The organism is Bacillus sp. NPDC094077 (genome assembly GCF_050279465.1).
Lineage (GTDB): Bacteria > Bacillota > Bacilli > Bacillales > Bacillaceae_G > Bacillus_A.
Map to the genome: position 1 here is coordinate 44974 of NZ_JBNNUF010000019.1, position 19486 is coordinate 64459.

The window sequence follows — 19486 nt, forward strand, 5'->3', positions numbered from 1 at the left end:
TTATTTGATAAAAAATCTATCTGCAACTAAATATAGAACTTACCGATAAACCACTGTAAAATCAGTGATTTTACAGTGGTTTATCTATTTTCTCAAAGAGGGATAGTAAAAGGATAGGCCGCATAAGTCTTCGTAATTTATTAAATTTCCAAAATAGATACCAAGTTATATCAATAAAAATAATGTTATCTTATTAAAAATCATTTTAATACTAACTTTAATTTAATTAATACTGTTAAATAAAAGTTATTTTCACTGTTATAAACAATTTTTATAGTTGTTATATTACTTTTATTAATATTTAAATAAAATAATATGAATTGTTTACAGCCTATTATTCATAAACCTTTTGATTATAAATTTTTAATAGAAAAAATGTTTTTTCTCACATTTTTACTAATATAGCTTTAGAATAAAAAATAAAATACAGATAATACTATATTCTGTTTAAATAAATTTTTAGGAGCTGATAGTAATGCCGTTAAAAAATTATGGGGTTTTAAAAGGTAAAGTAGTAGGGTATACCCCTCCTGACGATAAGGATAGCACACCTCATTTTACAGTTAATATCTCAGATAATAATAACCGTGAATACGAAATTATTATCAATGTCAAATCCCGAAAAAGTCCATCCGAGTTATTGTATTATGCAGGTAAAAATTTTCATTCTGAGCAAATTACAAACCTTCCTAAATTAAAATACGGTTTCACAAACATTACTAGTAATAATAGAGAAATTGCACTAGATTATGTTCGAGGTAATTTACTTGACCGCTGTAAATTAGTCCCACTTCCAGTAAGTGCACCTGGAGATGATAACGATTTACAAGATGAATTTTTGAATTACATGAAAATGTCTGAAAATAACCCAAAAGTTGATATTTATGCATACGGTGAAGAAATCCCTCCTGGAATTCATGATGTTCACATGAACCAAGGAAATGTGGGAAGTTTCAGAAAGGATGACGGTACTTGGCAAGATGGTGGAGTACTTTTTCATTATAAAGACACTGATAAATGGGAAGCTGTGTTTTTAGCGTTCCAGTCACAATCATGGTGTACGGATGACACAGGACATGCAATTAAACCTGTTGAAGACTGTAATTATAAAAGTGATTGTTAGTAATTAAGTTTATAAGTAAAAATGTTTATCTCAAAAATAGTTAAAATATATTATATAAATATATTCCTATTTTTGAGATTAAGGGATGGTGTAAACTTACGCTGTCTCTTTTCTAAAATCCAAATAAATTAGGTTATCGTTATGCATCTGCTGTCAGATGAAACATGACATTCGGGTTCATGAGTATTGAAAACATATCAATCACCTTGCATCAAGATGATTTGGCAGGAATTCATTTTATCTATAGTTCAAATGTTTAAATCTTTTTATTAAATTATTAATAACATAATAAAAGAACGTACAATTAATATTATATTTTCCCGAATATGGTCGTAACATTGATTTTTCATTGAGTTCTTCTTGAATTTTTTTCATAAATCTAATAAATATTAGTTAAAAAGCTTAATATTTACTCCCTTACTTTTTTAAGGAGGGAGTTTTCTTTATTTTAACAGAGTAAATCTCATATATACTTTTTAATAACTACATATAGAAAAACCATAGAATCTAATTACTTCTATGGTTTTAAATTAATATTTATTTTTTGAGTACCACATAAAAAATCTTAACGCTTTCAGGTAGTATTTCATATCCTATAATGTTTCTAATAATAACACTGTTCAGTTGCCTTTCTAGATTTTCATTATTAACTTGTTAATTATAAAAAGTTAATCTCTGATAGTGGATAAAAGGCACGAATTATACTAAAATAATCTCTCCCCTGCTCAGCAAGATATATACTTCCCCATCTACAGAAGTATTCATTTGATTCATTTCTTATGCCACTACAATAATTAATTAGTATTGGTTCGATACTATATGGTTTTGCAATATATTGATTAAACAACTCATCAACTATATCATCGATTTCAGAAAAAGTACTTCTACCATAATTATAAGATTGATCAAACAAAGGAGTGCTACTAATAGTAAACCCTCTTTCCAAATAATGCTCATTATATATACGATTTAATACAAAAGATGTTATACAAATTATATTAGCCTTAATTGCTTCTTTAGGCCATGTTGGATAAAGTTCTGAAGCAGCTACGTTTTTTATATATTCCTTAAATTCCACTTTATATCTTGGAGCCAATTCATTGGGATTCCCATCATGAACTATAATGTATTGAGGTATGTTTAAGTTATTTGCATGTATTGGAAAGCGAGAAAACCGGGGATAGTTTGATTGAAGTTGTCTCTCTAAATAATATTCAGTTAATGCATGTTGAGGAACATCAATTGTTTCAATTAATTGGCGTTCTCCAGTTCGATTAACAGGAAGCATTTCCACTCTTTGTTTCGCTGTAGTTTCTGGAAAGATTTGTACACCTCTAATTATTTTAACACCATAGTTAGGTGCTTCGATTGTAAGGACATATTCTGTATAAGGTTTAGGTCCTGAAGGATTATAAGAATACTCTTTAGGAGGCGCTGATAGAGAAATGGGACTTGTTAAACCAATGTCATTTGTTTGGAGTGTAGCAATAACTTGACTACTATCATCTTGCTGACGAATGAATACCTTTGCACCCTTAATAGGTTTATCTGTATTCATTTCATAAACCGAAACAATTAATTTACCAGTTGATGCCCGATAAGAATTCCGTGTATCATAATGAATTTGATTTTCATTAAAAAATAGATGTGGTTGATAATAAAATTGCTGTCCTAAATCCAATGGATAAGAATAATTTTCCTTCAAACCTATTCATCCTCCCTCTATGTCTGTTCATTTAATTACTCCTTGTCACTTTTACATACATCACTAATTAAGAAAAGGGATAATATCTATTATTATTGTAGAATGATTGTGCTTGCTGATAATTGGACACATTTGTCATAGAAGGGGGATAAATAGATACTAGGTTTTGATTTTGAGAAGACGCTTGTGTTTTAAGATTTAAACCTGTATTCGTTTGCTGTGGAATTGAATTACTTGTTAAAGACCTTCGGGAAGTTCCCATAGTATATTCTATCTCTTCAAGGACCATCCATAGTTCCTTACGCACTACTCCCGTAACAGTAAAACTTTTTATCTTCTGAAACTCTTTCACTGATACTTCAGTTCCAAGTCCAAAAAAACCATCTAATTGTCCTTCGTAAAAACCATAATCCTTCAATAAATTTTGTAATCTTCTTACAAGCTCTCCTTGGCTACCATTCTGCAAAATTGGATACATGCCAGGGAGATTGGTAACATACACATAAATATCATTCATTTTATTCCAAGTTATTTCATCTACAGCCCCATTTTCAGAAAGTTGAAACTGTCTTTGAAAAGCCCTAACTGCATTTGTAGTACTTGAATTGAACGTACCGTTTACTCTTACTTCAGGAATATCTGTATATCTTTTTCTTATATGGAATAAATACTTTTGAATGGTTTCAACAGCAAGATTTTGATCTCCTTCCTTTAAAATTTTCCCCGGGAAAGATTTGACGACTTGTATAAATTCCGCCAAACGGATTTCAATATCTTTATAGTAATATTTCAAAATATCCAAATAGCTCATTCCTTTTTCTGCTAGACAGAATGTTCCCCATTGATATAGCATTCCTGGTCTTTTAGCATATAGGCATGTTTGCTTTTTCCCATCACGATATTGTGTAAAAAACGGTGTATTTTCTCCATGCTTTGCAAGATATTGCTTAAATACCTCCTCCACTGCATCATCAGTAGATTCAAAGGTATTTCTCCCATGAGTATACTTTTGATCAAACTGTGTAGTACTTGTGATGTCGAATCCTTTTCCTTTAAAAGGGTTTACATAAAGACGATTTAATGTAAAAGTCATTATGCAAAGGGCATTAGCTAATAATGCTTCTTTTTTCCAATTCGGATAAACCTCAGAAGCGACCACATTTTTTATATAATCTTTAAATCTCATCCTGTAATTTCTTGCAGGTGTATTTGGATGACCATCGTGAACGGTAATAAATTCAGGTATTACAATATCTCTATCGGTATCTTCTCTTATCTCTTGTTGCGTCTCAAGTTCTTTTTGTAGTTCCTGTTGGGATTCCTGCTGGGGATATTGTCCGATTAATGTATGTTCCGGAATATCAATTATTTCAACAAGATCCCGTCCTTCTGCGCCACTAATGGGTATAAGTTCCATTTTTTGAATAGCAGTAACATCTTCAAAAATTTGTGTACCGCGCAGTACTACAGGTGCATAACCTGCAGCTTCAATGGAAATTGCATATTCTGAATAAGGTTTAGATCCTAAAGGATCGGTAGCATTCTCTTTGGGGGGCGTAGGCAAGGCAACTGTATTTGTTTCACCGAATTCATTCGTATATAAAGTAATAACCTCACTTTGTCGTGAAGCTAAAATACGCCCTTCATTTGTCATTTTATAAATTGATACTTTGACACCCTTAATCGGTCTTTCTGTACCTTTTTCATATATTTTTGCAAATATCTTGCCACTTGGTTGCCGATAAAAAGCTTCCTGGCCTCCATCACTCACTCCTGCTATAGAATGTGGTGGTTTAGAATTTCCTGAAGAATATGGTGGATAATTATACAAATTCATCTCTCCTCTCATCAAATCCTATTTATATTAAAACTCTCGTATATAAACAAAATAAAAAGGTCCTTTATCCATGATATTATGCTCAACTCTATTTTTTTGAAATCATATAATTGCCTATTTTCTTTAAAGATTCTATAGATTTTTTTTAAAATAAGTATGGACTACTCTATTAATACTTGACCACTTCCTGCTAATCTCCTTCAATCCAAAAGGTTAATCTAGTTACACTTTTGTTATATACTATAAAAGTCAAATAACCTTATTTACAAAGATAATTTTAAGTAATTCAAATTTATACTTGCTTATAACAAAGAAAGTTATGAATTAAAGATTTCAGTTGATTTATAAAGCACTTTTTTTGAATTACTTCTTTAAAAACTATATTTAAGGAATAGAAAAAAATACTTACAAATATTTAAATAAAGTAACTTTACTTTTAGCAAGTTGAGTGAATAAAACTGAATATATTAACCGCTATTTCTTTTACGATTAGTACCGGTCATATTAAAGTTCAATTCAGCTATAATAAATAAAAGTATTCTAAAATCAAGGGGTGAAATATGGAGAATTTACCCACTTTAAAATTAGGCTCTACAGGATATTATGTAACAGTCCTCCAATTAAATTTAAACGGTTTGGGAGTAAACTACGAGAAGCTTGCTATTACCGGTTTTTTTGACGAAAAAACAAATAAATGCACAAAAATTTTTCAAGAAAAAAATAAATTAAATCCAAATGGAATAGTAGAAGTTAACACATGGAGATCATTGTTTGAGAACGTAATATTAATACAAAAGAAGCTGCAATCTATGGGGACTTATTTTGGAGAACTTGATGGGCTATTCAGTGTATCGACTACCCAAGCCATACAAGAATACCAAAAAGATCAAAATTTATACCCTTCTGGAGATATTACACCTAGAACACGCCATAAATTGTTTAATCCCAATTCTCAATCTGAATTTTATACTAGCTCTAATCACTTACACTCCTTACACCCATACGTTGAGATGTTGGCTAAAGAGTTTCTTGAATTAACAAAAGCTAATGGCTTAGATGTTCGAATATATTCCGCATTTAGGAGTTGGAGTGAACAAGACCATTTATTTTCTTTAGGAAGATGGCAACCAGGTAAAAAGGTTACAAACGCTCGGGGCGGGGAATCATATCACAATTGGGGATTGGCATTTGATGCTGCACCTTACGAAAATAACTCTATACCTTGGGGTAACATCAAAAAATTCAAGCAAATGGGGTATATAGGAGAAAAACTTGGTTTAAATTGGGGTGGGCGTTTTACTACCCTAGTTGATTATCCGCATTTCGAGTATTCTTTTGGATTAAGTACTTGGGATCTCCTTAACGGTATTACTCCTCCTCTTGAAGTGATTTAGCTTTTCATAAAAGCTAAATCACTTCAAGAGTTTTTTATTCCTAAAGAAAGAATCATCCACCCGGATGCTTGAATTGTCCAGTCTATAAAGTGAGCGAACTAATTACATAATTATTATCAAAAATCCAAATATACCATCCCTAGCTAATCCAAATGAAAATTAAAGACAAAAATAATATGAAATAATGAATAAACATTAATGCTGCTTAAGAAAAACACCAGGATTAAAATAGTAATATCTTTAAGGAGCTCCTGCTTTAAGCGTAACGATCAAGCAAGCAATATTTTCCTTGCTCTAAAAAAATAAAACGTACCTATAATGTTTCCTTTGAAACTAAACAGACTATTTACCTTCTACTATAACCATAACTCTTTTTATAAATTCTGTATTCTCACTAGCAAACTCTGCTTAAACAGCTGGAATTTGTAGGAATAGAACTGGATTATTTACATTATAACAACTAGCAAATATTATAATTTCATATATTAATATGAGTTTTATAAATCCAAAAACACTTTATATACAGATAGATATAATATATTTTCTCTATCTATCTTCTTAAATCAATATATATGTTAAATGCATGTTTCTTTAATAGAGTATAAAAATATTTAATAAGTACATAATAAGGTTGCTATGTTTGCTTTTAATTTTTTAGTAGCAATATAATATAGCAAATTAACAATATTAAAAATAATGAAAGTAAGGTGTAAAAAATGAACAAGAATCTGGTTAGGGTTTCAGGTAGTGAACGTAACGTCCCATCTAACGCAAAGAAGGTGGCTTCAGCTGACCCAAACGAAAAGATGTTAGTAACCATTGTTGTTAAACGTCCTTCTAATACTGAAAAGTTAAAATCCATGATCGAAAAAGCAACTACTAGTCCGCTTTCAGAACGTGGTCACCTTAGCCATGAAGAGTTTGAGTCCAAGCATGGCGCTAATCCTAATGATTTGAAAAAGATAGAAGCATTTGCAAATGAACAAGGGCTAGAGGTAAAAGACATAAATGTTGCTGCTGGAACAGTTAGGTTAGCGGGAACTGTAGATAGATTCAGTACAGCATTTGGTGTGGAGCTTGCTCAATATGAGCATCCTGACTTTACATATCGCGGACGTACAGGGCATGTACATGTTCCAGAAGAAATTTCTGATATTGTTGAAGCCGTTTTAGGATTAGATAACAGACCACAAGTTTCTCCACATATTTGTATGTTGGAAGAAGATAAGGTTGTAAGTGCAGCTGCAAGAAAAACATTTACACCACCCGAAGTAGCAAAGCTTTATAATTTTCCATCTTTAAATTGTAAGGACCAATGCATCGCTATTGTAGAATTTGGCGGGGGATACAATCCTAATGATATGGTACAATACTTTAATCGCTTAGGAGTTTCTCAACCAAAACTAGTTGATGTACTTGTAGATGGAGCACATAATCAAACAGGGGATGCTGCAGATGGTGAAGTGCAGTTAGATATTGAGGTAGCGGCTGCAGTTGCTCCTGGGGTGAAAATTGCTATGTATTTTGCACCAAATACGGACGATGGATTTCTTCAAGGTATCAACAAAGCCATCCATGATCAAATTAACAAACCTTCTGTAATTTCTATAAGTTGGGGTGCATCTGAAGATAGCTGGACAAATCAAGCTAGAATAGCTTTAGATCGAGCTTTCCAAGATGCTGCAACACTTGGCATAACAGTATGTTGTGCTGCGGGGGATAATGGTTCATCAGATTATAGCCAAGATGGTTCTGTACCAGACCGATTACTTCACACTGATTTCCCTGCATCTAGTCCTTTTGCTTTAGCATGTGGTGGTACACGTTTAGAAGGGAACGATCACACAATAACTAATGAGGTTGTTTGGAACAATAGTCCTGCAAGGCAAATTGCTACTGGTGGCGGAGTGAGTGATGTATTCCCTCTTCCAAGCTGGCAGATAAATGCACATGTTCCGTCTTCAGCTAATCCAGGGGGAAAAAGTGGGCGTGGTGTTCCAGACGTGGCAGGTAATGCTGATCCAGAAACAGGGTATCAAATTGAAGTAAATGGGCAACAAACTGTTACTGGTGGAACTAGCGCTGTAGCTCCTCTTTGGGCTGGTTTAATTGCAAATATCAATCAACAATTGGGTCACTCAATCGGATTTATCAATCCAGTTTTGTATAAGTTATCGACTCAAACTGGTATATTTCATGATATTACAATCGGAAATAATAATGTAAATAATGGAAACGGTGCTTATAAAGCATCTTCCGGGTGGGATGCTTGTACAGGATTAGGTAGTCCGGATGGAACTAATTTAATGAACGCTCTTGAAAATCTCAATGGTTAAAGTTAGATGACCTTGAAAGTGTAACTGTATTAAAAATAACACTAAACCTTTTGTGAATTTCATCAAAAAGTTTAGTGTTATTTTCATTTCTCTTTGATTACTTCTAATTAAGCTTCCGAAAATTCAGGTAATTCTTTCGTGAGATAAAATTATAAAACTCTGTATTACATTCGTAATCTGAAACTGAATTTACATTTGTAATCTTTCGTTGTCAATCTTATTTTATCTTTGCGGAATCCTTTCCTATGTCCATCAACATAAGCACGAAAAAAATCAACAGAAGTTTGGACTTTTATATCCTCCTAATTAGACAAGAAAGTGAATACTTCTATTTCTATAATTATTTTTGGATAAAAAAATGAAACCAACTTATTAATGGTCTCATTTTAACAACGGACTAAAATAACATTTGGTTGATTTTTTCACATTACAAATTGAGTTGATTTCTTAACTAAATAGCAAAGGTTTAACCAGTTTTGTTGGATTATTTTGCGGAGGGATCATAAAAATTAGCCAGTTGAACCTTTGGCCTCTCTAACCACTTTACAAACAAACCTCGCTAATGCATTATGCATTGGGGGGAATATTGTAAATATGACATCCATTGTTTTACGTAGTGGCATTGGGCATATTATAGGTTTATTTTTATGAACTCCATTAATAGCAATTTTCGCAAGTTTTTGAGGAGACATCATCTTGTGTTTTTTCATTTGTTTAGTTATAGCAGACTTATCGATATTTATTGCTTTTGCAGCATCAAATATTGGAGTATTAACGAAAGACGGACAAAGCGTACTTACTTTAATACCAAACTCTTCCGCTTCAAAATGAAGGGAGGTTGTTAAACCTACAATAGCATGTTTAGTCGTAGAGTAGGCCGAAGCTATTGGAGATGGGCCAAGACCTGCAGCAGATGCCGTGTTGACAATATGTCCAAACCCTTGTTCTTTCATTATCTTATATCCCATTTGAGTACCATGAATGACTCCCCATAAATTGATATCAACAATTTCTTTCCAGTTTTCTAACGACATATCATACAATTCACCGTACATAGAGATTCCAGCATTATTAAATAGATAGTCTAGCCTGCCAAATTCTTCATATATCTCTTTGATTACATGTTCTACACAATTGTAATCAGTAACATCTAAATACATAAACCTAGAATTTAAAACGTCTTGGTTAAGCTTTTCTTCAAACACTTTTCCTTCTCTCTCATTAATATCAGCGATAACTACAAATACATTTCGAGACGATAATTCATTGCAAATGGCTCTGCCGATCCCTGAGGCACCGCCTGTTACAATAGCAATCTTTTTATTTTCTCCCATTACAGTTCCCCCCATAAATTAATCTATTTTTGTGACTGAATGGTACCACTGCTATCGAATAAAAGTTGATTTATCATAGATGCATATTCTTCTGCCACACACAAAGCACCATTGCTATTTAAATGAATACCATCTAAAGTCAAATGGAGACCTCGCTTACTGGATAATCGATCAATTCGAATTGGATTCTTATAAAGAAACACATCCTTCATTACTGTCATAACACTTGTGCTGATATAGTATGAACTGTTCACGTTAGCCAACCGTTTCTCAAAAACTGATTGCATATCCAGAAAACTAACATTTAAAAATTGACTCGAGATATTTTCAATAATAGAAGACAAACCCTTTAACTCATAATTTGATTGATTTTTTAAGTTTTCTCCCACTATTGCTGGTGAAACCACAACAACGTACTTTGAAAAAGGAATGACTATATTTAGTATTTTGTTGAAATAATTATTAAATTCTCGATGGTCTTCTACAATTGGTTGAGCTTGCACTTTTAACAGTTTTGAATAAACATCATTAGTACCAATCCAAAGGAAGATTAAATCAAAATTTGATTCCAACTTGATTTTCGTTAATCGTGTATGCAAACTTTTAACCGTTTCCCCTGGTTTACCAAGGTTTAAAAATGTGATACTTGGATATTTTCGTTTTAATATGTTCACAAAGGACACTCCTGGACGCCCTTCAGTTAAACTATCACCGATTAATCCAATCTTCATTTTCATTTCCCCCGTCTTTTATGGATTCTAAAAAGATTGTAATCGCTTGATTAAACAGCGGTTCTAGTGTTTTCAACTCATGTGTATTCGTGAGCTGACATAATCCCCCAAGCCAAGTTCCTAGCAATATAGTCCATTCGTCTAGATTACCATCTTTGAACTCCTTTTTTTCTATCCCCTCTTTTAAAATTGTTTGATAAGTATTCATTGGTACAATTGATAAATCGAATAATTTCTGAACCGATTCAGGATTAGACTTTGGGTTTGAAGCGAGCTCTTGACCTGATTTTAATAACGGCGTTTGGTAATTATAAAGGACATGAATTGCCATGCCGTATAGTTTTTCAGTTGCGGTTGAATAAGTAGATTCTTTTGCTATCCATTTTTCATACCAATTTTGCATAGTTTCTTGCGCTAAGAGAACAAATAGCTGTTCTTTGTTTGTAAAATGATAATATATATGTCCTTTACTGTAACCAGAGGATTTGGAGATATCTCCGACAGATGTTTGGTTATATCCTTTTTGAGAAAACAAAAGAGATGCATGCTCCATGATTTCTTTTTTTGTAATCTCACTATCATAATGCCTTTTATTCAAATACATTCTCCTCCCTTTAATTAGTACGGTCGTTCTAATTTAAATATACGTATAGAATTTAATTTTTGTGCAGATTATTAAAGAAATTACACTTATATTTTAGAAAATAGGGGAAATCCTACATGAACTTCAATTCAAATAAGCTTTTCTTTATGTGAGTATGGTACAAGTGCATTGAAACTAAAAAAATAACTACCAAAATAAGAATGTTTATCTATATAAGCGGTTTTAATTAAGAGGCTAGCTAAAATTAGGAGAAAATAAGTTAGCCTTGATTAGCTTAGAATTATAAAATTCTTTATCAAATGGTGAAATATGTTTTTACTCATTATAATTGAATCTAACACATATATTTTCTTTTCATTTATTATTAATTCCTTCAAATTTTTACTTTTTATTGGCAAATGGATGATGTTTTCTAAAATACATTCCCACTTGATAGTGATATATTTTTATTAATAATAAGAGGCTATTGTGTTGTAATCTACTTTTATTAGTAAATATGTGGTTCAAAGCTTAACCCTATTAATTTTTTTGGAACAGATGAGTGGGTAAAAAAAGCTGTATATCATTAAGATAAAGGTGTTTGTCATATATACATTGATACCACTAAGTCGTTTACTACGAGAGCGATACTTCATTCCTTTCTTTTTCTCTCGAACAGCTTGATCTTGTAGACGTTTTTTTTGTTGTTCTTCTGTAAGTCGATGAACAATCACACGAGTTGGTACTTTATCAGTCATTCCTACATAAGCGTTGGATATTTCACATGTTTGTCCTGGTTGAAGAGAGTTCATTACAATCTCCATATCTATCTGGATATACTCTGTACCTTTCTTGATTCGGCCATCTTGAAGATAATCAGGGTTAGGATTTTTTTGATAAATACGTGTATTTGATTTGATACGTGAGATATAATAAGCCTTTTTATCTTGTATATGTTGAAGATCTTTCAAATGAAAATAACCTAAATCTCGTATACATAAATCATTCGCTGTTACAGTTGGGACACACAGGGAACCAAAGGTTCGATCATGTTGTTTACCTGGACCTGTATGAATATGAAGGAATTGTCCACTTAATAAATCATATTCAAGCTGAATCTTTATTCCAGCTGTATGACTGCATCCTCCTGCACCTGGATAAACAAATGAAAAAGGATCTGGAAGTTGAAATGCAGTTGAATCTAGGATACGGATACGCTTGAAAATAGAAGTGTATGGATAAGAGAGCAGCTTAGCGGAAAATAACTTTTGGTTGAGAAGTTTGGCTAATACTTTCTGTAGAAACTGGACGGCTGCAGCGTTAAATCTTTGATTCAGTCCTTCGGGACTGATGAGTATTTCTGTTGATGCTTCTAAACAACTACATAGCTGGTTTAAGGACGTTTTTGCTACACTTTGGCTTATCCATACACATAAAGCTATTAAATCTTGTGCTCGATACTTACTTGCTCGTTGTACAAACCCAACATCTCTAGCTAGATTCTGTAAGGTATTTGGGGATAAAAGATCCTGAATCTCCTGGGCAAATAGTTGTAGTTCGTCAGATACAGAAATAGACATACAAAAAACGCCATCCTTTCCTATGATTCTACAGAAAGGATAACGTCTTTTTTGCTTTATGGATAGTAAAAAACCGTAATTACTTTTATATAATCGGTGTCGTCAGAAGTGACTTGATTTTTTAAGTATGAAAAAGTTTTCCCTGTAAAGCTTTTATATACCGATCAGCAGATTTTTGAACAGACTTATTTGCATCCTCGACTATTACTCTATGAAATGCATTATACAAGCGATTAAAAGGTAAGTCTTTAATCTTATCTACCATTTCTTTTACTTTATTAGCTGGCAACGGAATTAAATTTGGATAACTATACATAAAACTTACCCATTGACGATCTGCAACAACTTGGATGATATCACCTGTCAGAAGAAGACCTTTTTTGTCACTGCCATCTTTCCAATGTAAAATAGCTCCACCTTTAAAGTGCCCTCCCAAACGATAAATTGTAATCGCATCAGTTAATACCAAAGATTCTCCAGACCAGAAAATAATTTGTTTACTTGAACGATTTACCCACTCTTTATCATCTTCATGAATATAAATTGGAATATTAAATGTTTCTGCCCATTCTACTTGTGTAGAATAATAGTGAGGATGGGAAAGTACAATTGCTTGTATACCTCCCAGGTTATGTATCTCTTGTATTGTATTTTCATCTAAGTAAGTAATACAATCCCACAAAACATTAAAATTTTGACTTTGTATTAAATAAGCTGTTTGCCCAATTGCAAATTCAGGTTTTGTAGTAATACTATATAAACCAGTTTCTTCTTTTAAGATTTCATTTTTATATAATTTACTTTTTTGCATTTTTTCAAGAGTAGTCCATGATTGTCCAGATGGATTAACATACTGCCTTTCTTCATTACAAATTATACAATCAGAAGGAACTTCTTGACTTTTAGAATATTGAACGCCGCATGTAGTGCAGATGTAATTTAACATATGTATGCCCCTTTGTTATAAACTTTCCCACAAACTAATTATAAACTTTAAATTGAAATTAATCTATTTGTATATTGAAAATTTTCGGAAATATTTATATACACTCACCTTTTAGTTAACAAAACACCATTTATCAACAATAAATCTCATTAGCAGGCATCAAATTATATACTTGTTCTCCTTTTCTAATAAACATTTTATATCATTTCTAAAGAATTTAAGTTCATTTTTTGTTTTGGGGGTGACTTAATTTCTTAGCTTGATAGGCATGGGGTATAAAGAATTTTTTAGTTTTAATGCATTGTATTAAAAATTAATATACTGATACCAGATAATATACTTATTCCTAATAAAAACAAAATCCCTCTATATACCCAATACGGAAAAAATTTAAGTACATTTATAAATAACATTGCCAACCCTTCTTCGCCTGAACCTAATCGAGTATGTACATAGTTATGATGAAAATTTTTATTATATTTAAATGCCATCAAAACTGTAAGTAGACCTAAAATAATTGCAAATATACTGACTCCAATCTCGCTCCCAGACATAATTACCATCCTATTATATTTATATCAAGATTTATAATTTAATTATACCAAAATAAATTGAAAATTCAATTTGTACAGATAAATAGAATTGTGTGATCTCTCAATGCTGAATAGACTTCATTGCTATTAAGGCAACAAAACTAAATTTTCTCAAAATGAAAAAATACGCTATTCTTTTTGTAGAAATATACAGAAAGGAAGGCATGCCCATCAAGCTAACAGAACAGGTTGCCCCCAAAATGATAAAAATGAACTTCATTACTATAATAGACTCTAATTTTTCGTTTTGGGGCAAATATTATATAAAATGATATCGAAAATAATAGGTATGTCTGAATCACTAGTTTCTAAAAAGCCTTCACGCAATGATGATTGCATGAAGGCTTTTGATGTTTTCTTATTTTTTTGTTTCGTTGACCCATGTAATAATGTCCTGGATGACGTACTCGGGAACATTAGCAGGGATTTCGTATTCACTAGGAAGACTTAATTCCCCGTCACCCTCCGTGAAGAAATGATTCAATTTCGGGTATTTTTTGAACTGAACATTTCCGCGGTTTGAAAGTCCTTCTTGCCATTTTGTATAATCACCTTTTACTGTTACTTGATAATCGCGTGCCCCTTGCAAAATGAGTAAAGGCTCTTTACGTGATTTTGCCTCTTCAACTGGACGCCACCTAGAAACATCATACATAAAATGAGGTGACCCCAAATTGTAGCCAGCTGGAGGATGATCAGGATTGAAAGTAGGATCCTGAATAAAAGCGACCTGTCTTTTTAGTTCAGTGATTTCTTCCTTTGACGCCCCAAGGTATTCATACTGATCAATGAAAATGTCAGTCAAAGAGCGTGCAGGTGGTGCGAGTAAGATGCTTCCTCGGACAAGTGAGGAAGGCGCTTTGCTTAGTATACGTGGCATTGTACCGGCTCCTAGACTATGTCCAAGAATGAAAATATTACTTGGATCAATGCCTTCCTGCTGCGCTGCTGATTTTGCTGCATAGATGGCATCATCTGTAGTATCACGGTCTAACGTACTAGGTTCTGCACCCATCTTTAATGCATGTTCTAAGGTACGTTTTTCATAGCGCAACACTGCAATTCCGTTGGATGAAAGGCCCACCGCAAGATCGCGTAAGATTTTTGTTCCCATATATGTGCTATCGCGATCATGGATGCCAGAACCATGAACAAGAACAACTACGGGCAGCTTTTCACCAGGCTTATGTTTCGGAACTGTTAATGTCGCTGGTAACGGATAGATAGAATTTCCAATGACGATTTCACGTTCTTGATAGGAGTCAGGTTGATCATAGCTAGGATGGGGGATGGTAAAAGATTCCTCGGGTGGCCTTTCTCCAATTTCATCTACTTTCCCGCCAGGTGTGAATTTAAGGAGTAGCGGTATGGTAGTTCCTTCGGTAGCTGCTGGAATTTCTACCGTCTGATGGACCAAGTTTCGTTCTTTTATCACGGGGGTTCCCATGCTTTTTATCCCGCTCCAGCCACTTTGTGTCCACCAGTTTTGTAATGTGGTTGCTGTAAACTTGGATTGAAAAGCAGTAGATGTCAACTGGAGTGCCTCTGCATACTTACCTTGCTGGAGATATTCAAAAAATAATGATGTACGCTCCGTTAAAGAGACTAGTTTTTTTTCAACAGATTGTTCATCGCGTGTATCTGCGTGAATAGCTGTTGTAAGCGGGAAAGATGAAATTCCAAAAGAAAAGAGTAGGGTAAAGGTAAGTACTGATCTTTGTATTTTCTTTTTTTTATTCATGTTTTAACCTCCAATATGTGATGGTAAAAACAGGTATGGTAATTAGAATTCTGGTGCGAAAACTTCAAAATATTTGCAAGTAATCTCCAAAACTTGGACACACTGATATTATTAATCTAAAAACCGTAGATTTTTCTTTTTCTACATGCATATAAACTTCAGAAATAATCTTTCTTCCTTCACTTTATATTTTGATTATAGGAAACAAAGCTCTCTTTTTTCTTACTTGATACTTACAAATTCCTTAAGTAGGGGATATTTTAAAATCTTAGGTTGATGGGTATGGGATCACCATATCATTTCGGAAAAATTGTACATTTAGACACAAAATAACCGGTACCTTGTTAGTTAAGGAACCGGTTGTTGATTTTACTTTTTTATGGTTGCAATTTAGTTTCTTTCTAATCCCAATTAATATCTCCAGCAGTTATCGCACCTTTACCTTTACAATAACCTTGACCTATACATTCTAGTTTTAGACTATACTTACCGCGACCTAGTTGTTCGTTTATTGCAAACATGTCACCTGGTTGCAGTGTCTTTTCATACTTGACTTCATGATTCTCATATAATGTGACCTTTATAGGCACCTTACTTTCTGAATAATTTGATGCGTGAAAGAAGGGACTGTAAGTTTTCGTATTTATTTCTCGTGTTTGTTGAGATCTTATGTCTATTAAATTTACCATGCTAATACGAACATCTTTTTGTTCTTCATACTGTTGCAGTTGATTCCAAATTACTTCATGCCCTTCTGGTATATGGGTAGTCAACAAAATCGTGTCAACTTCTTTAAAATTGATTGGATTTTTAACGGCTTGTTTATCTTGACCAATTAAACCTTTATTGGTGAGAAAAAGTCCTAGTCCTCCTAATACCAAAATAATACCTATACCGACAATGAAAAATTTAAGGGCTTTATGTTTGAATTCATTCACCCCATATATCCTCCTATTTTTTAAGCGACTTCTTCCAGCCAGTAGAAGCGGTAAAAGGATAGCCAGACTAGTCAAAATGGATACCATGAATAAGACTAGTGCAACAAGTTCTAGTGGAATTGAGTAGATTATAATTGATATACACAAACCATACAGAAAAGTTCCGATTGCTAAAATATAACGTTTAGCACGAGTTTTATTCATTGCATAGCGTTTACGTGTCTCTTTTATTAGTAAACCATAAATAATCAACAACATACCTGGAACAGTGAAAAGACAAGAAGTAATCAAAAATAATTGCGATCCAAGTACATAATTTGCTATTAAGGATGCGAATATCCCAAAAAGAAATAATAATATGCCACCAATCATTCCTTTTGTTGACATATGCTGTGCTTCTTTAGAGTCAATAGATTGTTTCATTTCATCTTGACCATACGATTGCATTTCTTCTACTAGATCACTTAAATCTCCGACTGAAATGACTCCTTTTTTAAATGCGTCTTCTTCTGTATAACCCTCCTTAATCATATCTGAAATTCGTTCTTTTAGATTTATAAACAACTCTTCTTTCATATCAAATAGTTGTTGTGTTCCTTTTACATCCATAAACTGTTTATCGATGTACTCCTGTATTCTTTCGTCTAATTTTTTATTTCTCATTAACACCTGTAATCGCTCCTTTAATTAAACGATCTATAATCTCTTTCGCAATGTTCCACTCGTTTTTACTATTTTCGTAAAAACTCATACCAGATTCTGTAATGTGGTAATATTTTCGTCTTCCCCCTTGAGTTTCATCTCCCCAATAGGAAGAGATGTAATCTTCTTTCTCTAATCGACGAAAAGCTGTATATAAAGTGGCTTCCTTTAATTCATATTGATTGTCACTTAATTCAATAATCCTTTTGTACATTTCATATCCATAACTATCACCTTGACGAAGAACATTTAAGATAATCATGTCCGTATGTCCACGGATTAAGTCTGTAGATATAACACTCATTATATATCACCTCTTGTAGTATACAATATAACAGATTACTTTGTCTGTCAAAGTAATCCGTTATAAATAGTAGAATGAGTTACACCAATATTCCGATGGAATATATATGATATCTGTGTTTCATGCCCACCAAGTTAAGCATGAATAAAGGAGTACCTCCTCATCGCCATAAAGCTAAGGTTTTACACTATCCATTAAGAAAAAAAGACGTTATTCTTACTGTAGAATTATAGGAAAGGATGGTGTTTTTTTGTATGTCTAATTCTGTATCTGACGACTTACAATTATTTGCACAGGAGATTCAGAGTCTTTTATCCCCAAATATCTTACAGAATCTAGCTAGAGATGTTGGATTTGTACAGCGAACAAGTAAGTATCAAGCACAAGATTTAGTAGCTTTATGCGTATGGTTAAGCCAAAGTGTAGCAACAACTTCCTTAACCCAGTTATGTAGTTGTTTAGAAGCATCAACAGAAGTACTCATAAGTCCTGAAGGACTAAATCAAACATTTAACGCCGCAGCCGTGCAGTTTCTACAACAAGTATTAGCTAAACTTCTGAACCAAAAGTTATTTTCACCTAAGCTGTTTTCTTTTTCATATAATTCTATTTTTAAGCGTATTCGTATCTTAGATTCCACTGCATTTCAGCTTCAAGATGTATTTTCATCGGCTTATCCTGGTGCAGGAGGTTGTAGCCATAAGGCTGGTGTGAAAATTCAACTTGAATATGATCTTTTAAGTGGACAGTTTCTTCACATCCATACAGGACCAGGTAAACAACATGATCGAACCTATGGTTCTTTGTGCGTTCCGACTGTGAAAGCGAATGATTTGTGTATCCGAGATTTAGGCTATTTTCACCTCAAAGATCTTCAGCATATACACGATAAGGAAGCTTACTATATCTCTCGTATTAAATCTAATACACGTATTTATCAGAAAAATCCTAACCCAGATTACTTTCAAGATGGACGAATAAAGAAGAATACACAATACATTCAGTTAGATATAGAGAATTTGATGAATTCTTTACACTCAGGGCAAACTTATGAAATAACAGATGCTTATGTAGGGATGAATGACAAAGTACCAACTCGTATCATCGTCCATCGACTTACCAAAGAACAACAAAAAAACGCCTACGAGATCAAACTATTCGAGAGAAAAAGAAAGGAATGACATATTCTCCTCGTAGTAAACGACTTAGTGGTATCAATGTATATATGACAAACACCCCTATAGATATTGTCCCGATGGGACAGGTACATGACTGGTATTCACTGCGTTGGCAAATCGGCGTGTCCTTATCTGGACACGCCAATTTGCCAACGCAGTGAATATAAATCATAGATTTTCTCTTTTGGTACCCATTCCGTAGGAATGTTTGTCATATATACCGTAATTCCTTGTAAAAGCTTCGTACGATCTGTATATGTAATCCCTTTTTTCTTTTCACGAATAGCTCGATCACGTAGGCGTTTCTGTTTTTGCTCCTCCGTACATCTATAAACCACAATACGAGTAGGCAGTTTGTCTTTGCTCCCTACATATACATCATGTAACTCGTACACTTGGCCAGGTTGTAATTGTTTCATGATGTCTTCCAAATGAACTTGTATATATACCGGTCTTAATTG

General features: G+C 33.2%; 13 protein-coding genes and 3 pseudogenes. 4 read left to right on the forward strand and 12 right to left on the reverse strand.

From position 1 onward, the window contains the following. Positions 1 to 475: 475 nt before the first annotated feature. On the forward strand, positions 476 to 1123 hold the full coding sequence (locus tag ACQKNR_RS26100) for a YukJ family protein (protein ID WP_427321913.1): 648 nt from the start codon (positions 476 to 478) through the stop codon (positions 1121 to 1123). A gap of 658 nt (positions 1124 to 1781) precedes the next feature. On the opposite strand, the gene ACQKNR_RS26105 is transcribed toward ACQKNR_RS26100, so the two are convergent. Both ACQKNR_RS26105 and ACQKNR_RS26110 read right to left on the reverse strand, forming a co-directional pair. Further along, on the reverse strand, positions 1782 to 2828 hold the full coding sequence (locus ACQKNR_RS26105) for a SpoIID/LytB domain-containing protein (RefSeq protein ID WP_427321915.1): 1047 nt from the start codon (positions 2826 to 2828) through the stop codon (positions 1782 to 1784). A gap of 67 nt (positions 2829 to 2895) precedes the next feature. Further along, positions 2896 to 4659: a peptidoglycan-binding protein gene (locus tag ACQKNR_RS26110; RefSeq protein WP_427321917.1), complete on the reverse strand. Its 1764-nt coding sequence runs from the start codon at positions 4657 to 4659 to the stop codon at positions 2896 to 2898. A gap of 566 nt (positions 4660 to 5225) precedes the next feature. On the opposite strand from ACQKNR_RS26110, the gene ACQKNR_RS26115 reads away from it, so the two are divergent. Together ACQKNR_RS26115 and ACQKNR_RS26120 are read left to right on the forward strand one after the other, a co-directional pair. After that, a complete protein-coding gene (locus ACQKNR_RS26115) occupies positions 5226 to 6059 on the forward strand; it encodes a peptidoglycan-binding protein (protein WP_427321919.1) in 834 nt (277 codons plus the stop codon). 716 nt (positions 6060 to 6775) lie between these two features. Then, positions 6776 to 8395, forward strand: coding sequence for a S53 family peptidase (locus ACQKNR_RS26120; RefSeq protein ID WP_427321921.1), 1620 nt, complete (start codon positions 6776 to 6778; stop codon positions 8393 to 8395). Between the two features lie 509 nt (positions 8396 to 8904). Here the strand turns inward: ACQKNR_RS26120 and ACQKNR_RS26125 are convergent. From ACQKNR_RS26125 to ACQKNR_RS26165, 9 genes and pseudogenes are all read right to left on the reverse strand, one after another. Further along, positions 8905 to 9729: an SDR family NAD(P)-dependent oxidoreductase gene (locus ACQKNR_RS26125; RefSeq protein ID WP_427321923.1), complete on the reverse strand. Its 825-nt coding sequence runs from the start codon at positions 9727 to 9729 to the stop codon at positions 8905 to 8907. Positions 9730 to 9752: 23 nt separating this feature from the next. Then, the gene (locus tag ACQKNR_RS26130) at positions 9753 to 10460 is read right to left on the reverse strand and encodes an SGNH/GDSL hydrolase family protein (protein ID WP_427321925.1); all 708 of its coding nucleotides are present in this window, start codon (positions 10458 to 10460) and stop codon (positions 9753 to 9755) included. Beyond that, entirely contained in the window at positions 10438 to 11058 is a 621-nt protein-coding gene (locus ACQKNR_RS26135; protein WP_427321927.1) for a TetR family transcriptional regulator C-terminal domain-containing protein, read from the reverse strand. Before ACQKNR_RS26135 ends, ACQKNR_RS26130 begins: the two co-directional genes overlap by 23 nt. A 581-nt stretch (positions 11059 to 11639) precedes the next feature. Beyond that, positions 11640 to 12623, reverse strand: a pseudogene (locus ACQKNR_RS26140) (IS4 family transposase); the annotation flags it as partial. A gap of 121 nt (positions 12624 to 12744) precedes the next feature. After that, positions 12745 to 13569 carry an MBL fold metallo-hydrolase gene (locus ACQKNR_RS26145; protein ID WP_427321929.1) on the reverse strand — a complete coding sequence of 275 codons (825 nt, stop codon included), beginning with the start codon at positions 13567 to 13569 and terminating at the stop codon, positions 12745 to 12747. A gap of 293 nt (positions 13570 to 13862) precedes the next feature. Next, complete coding sequence (locus tag ACQKNR_RS26150; protein ID WP_427321931.1) at positions 13863 to 14123, reverse strand: hypothetical protein; 261 nt, start codon at positions 14121 to 14123, stop codon at positions 13863 to 13865. A 397-nt stretch (positions 14124 to 14520) separates the two neighbouring features. Further along, on the reverse strand, positions 14521 to 15903 hold the full coding sequence (locus ACQKNR_RS26155) for an alpha/beta fold hydrolase (protein ID WP_427321933.1): 1383 nt from the start codon (positions 15901 to 15903) through the stop codon (positions 14521 to 14523). A gap of 401 nt (positions 15904 to 16304) precedes the next feature. Further along, positions 16305 to 17504 carry a permease prefix domain 1-containing protein gene (locus ACQKNR_RS26160; protein ID WP_427321939.1) on the reverse strand — a complete coding sequence of 400 codons (1200 nt, stop codon included), beginning with the start codon at positions 17502 to 17504 and terminating at the stop codon, positions 16305 to 16307. Next, the gene (locus tag ACQKNR_RS26165; protein ID WP_427321935.1) at positions 17494 to 17847 is read right to left on the reverse strand and encodes a PadR family transcriptional regulator; all 354 of its coding nucleotides are present in this window, start codon (positions 17845 to 17847) and stop codon (positions 17494 to 17496) included. The genes ACQKNR_RS26160 and ACQKNR_RS26165 overlap by 11 nt, the downstream gene beginning before the upstream one ends. Positions 17848 to 18101: 254 nt before the next feature. Between ACQKNR_RS26165 and ACQKNR_RS26170 the strand changes: the two are divergent. Beyond that, positions 18102 to 19150: pseudogene (locus tag ACQKNR_RS26170) on the forward strand (IS4 family transposase); the annotation flags it as partial. A gap of 18 nt (positions 19151 to 19168) precedes the next feature. Here ACQKNR_RS26170 and ACQKNR_RS26175 read toward each other — a convergent pair. Then, a pseudogene (locus tag ACQKNR_RS26175) lies at positions 19169 to 19486 on the reverse strand (transposase); the annotation flags it as partial.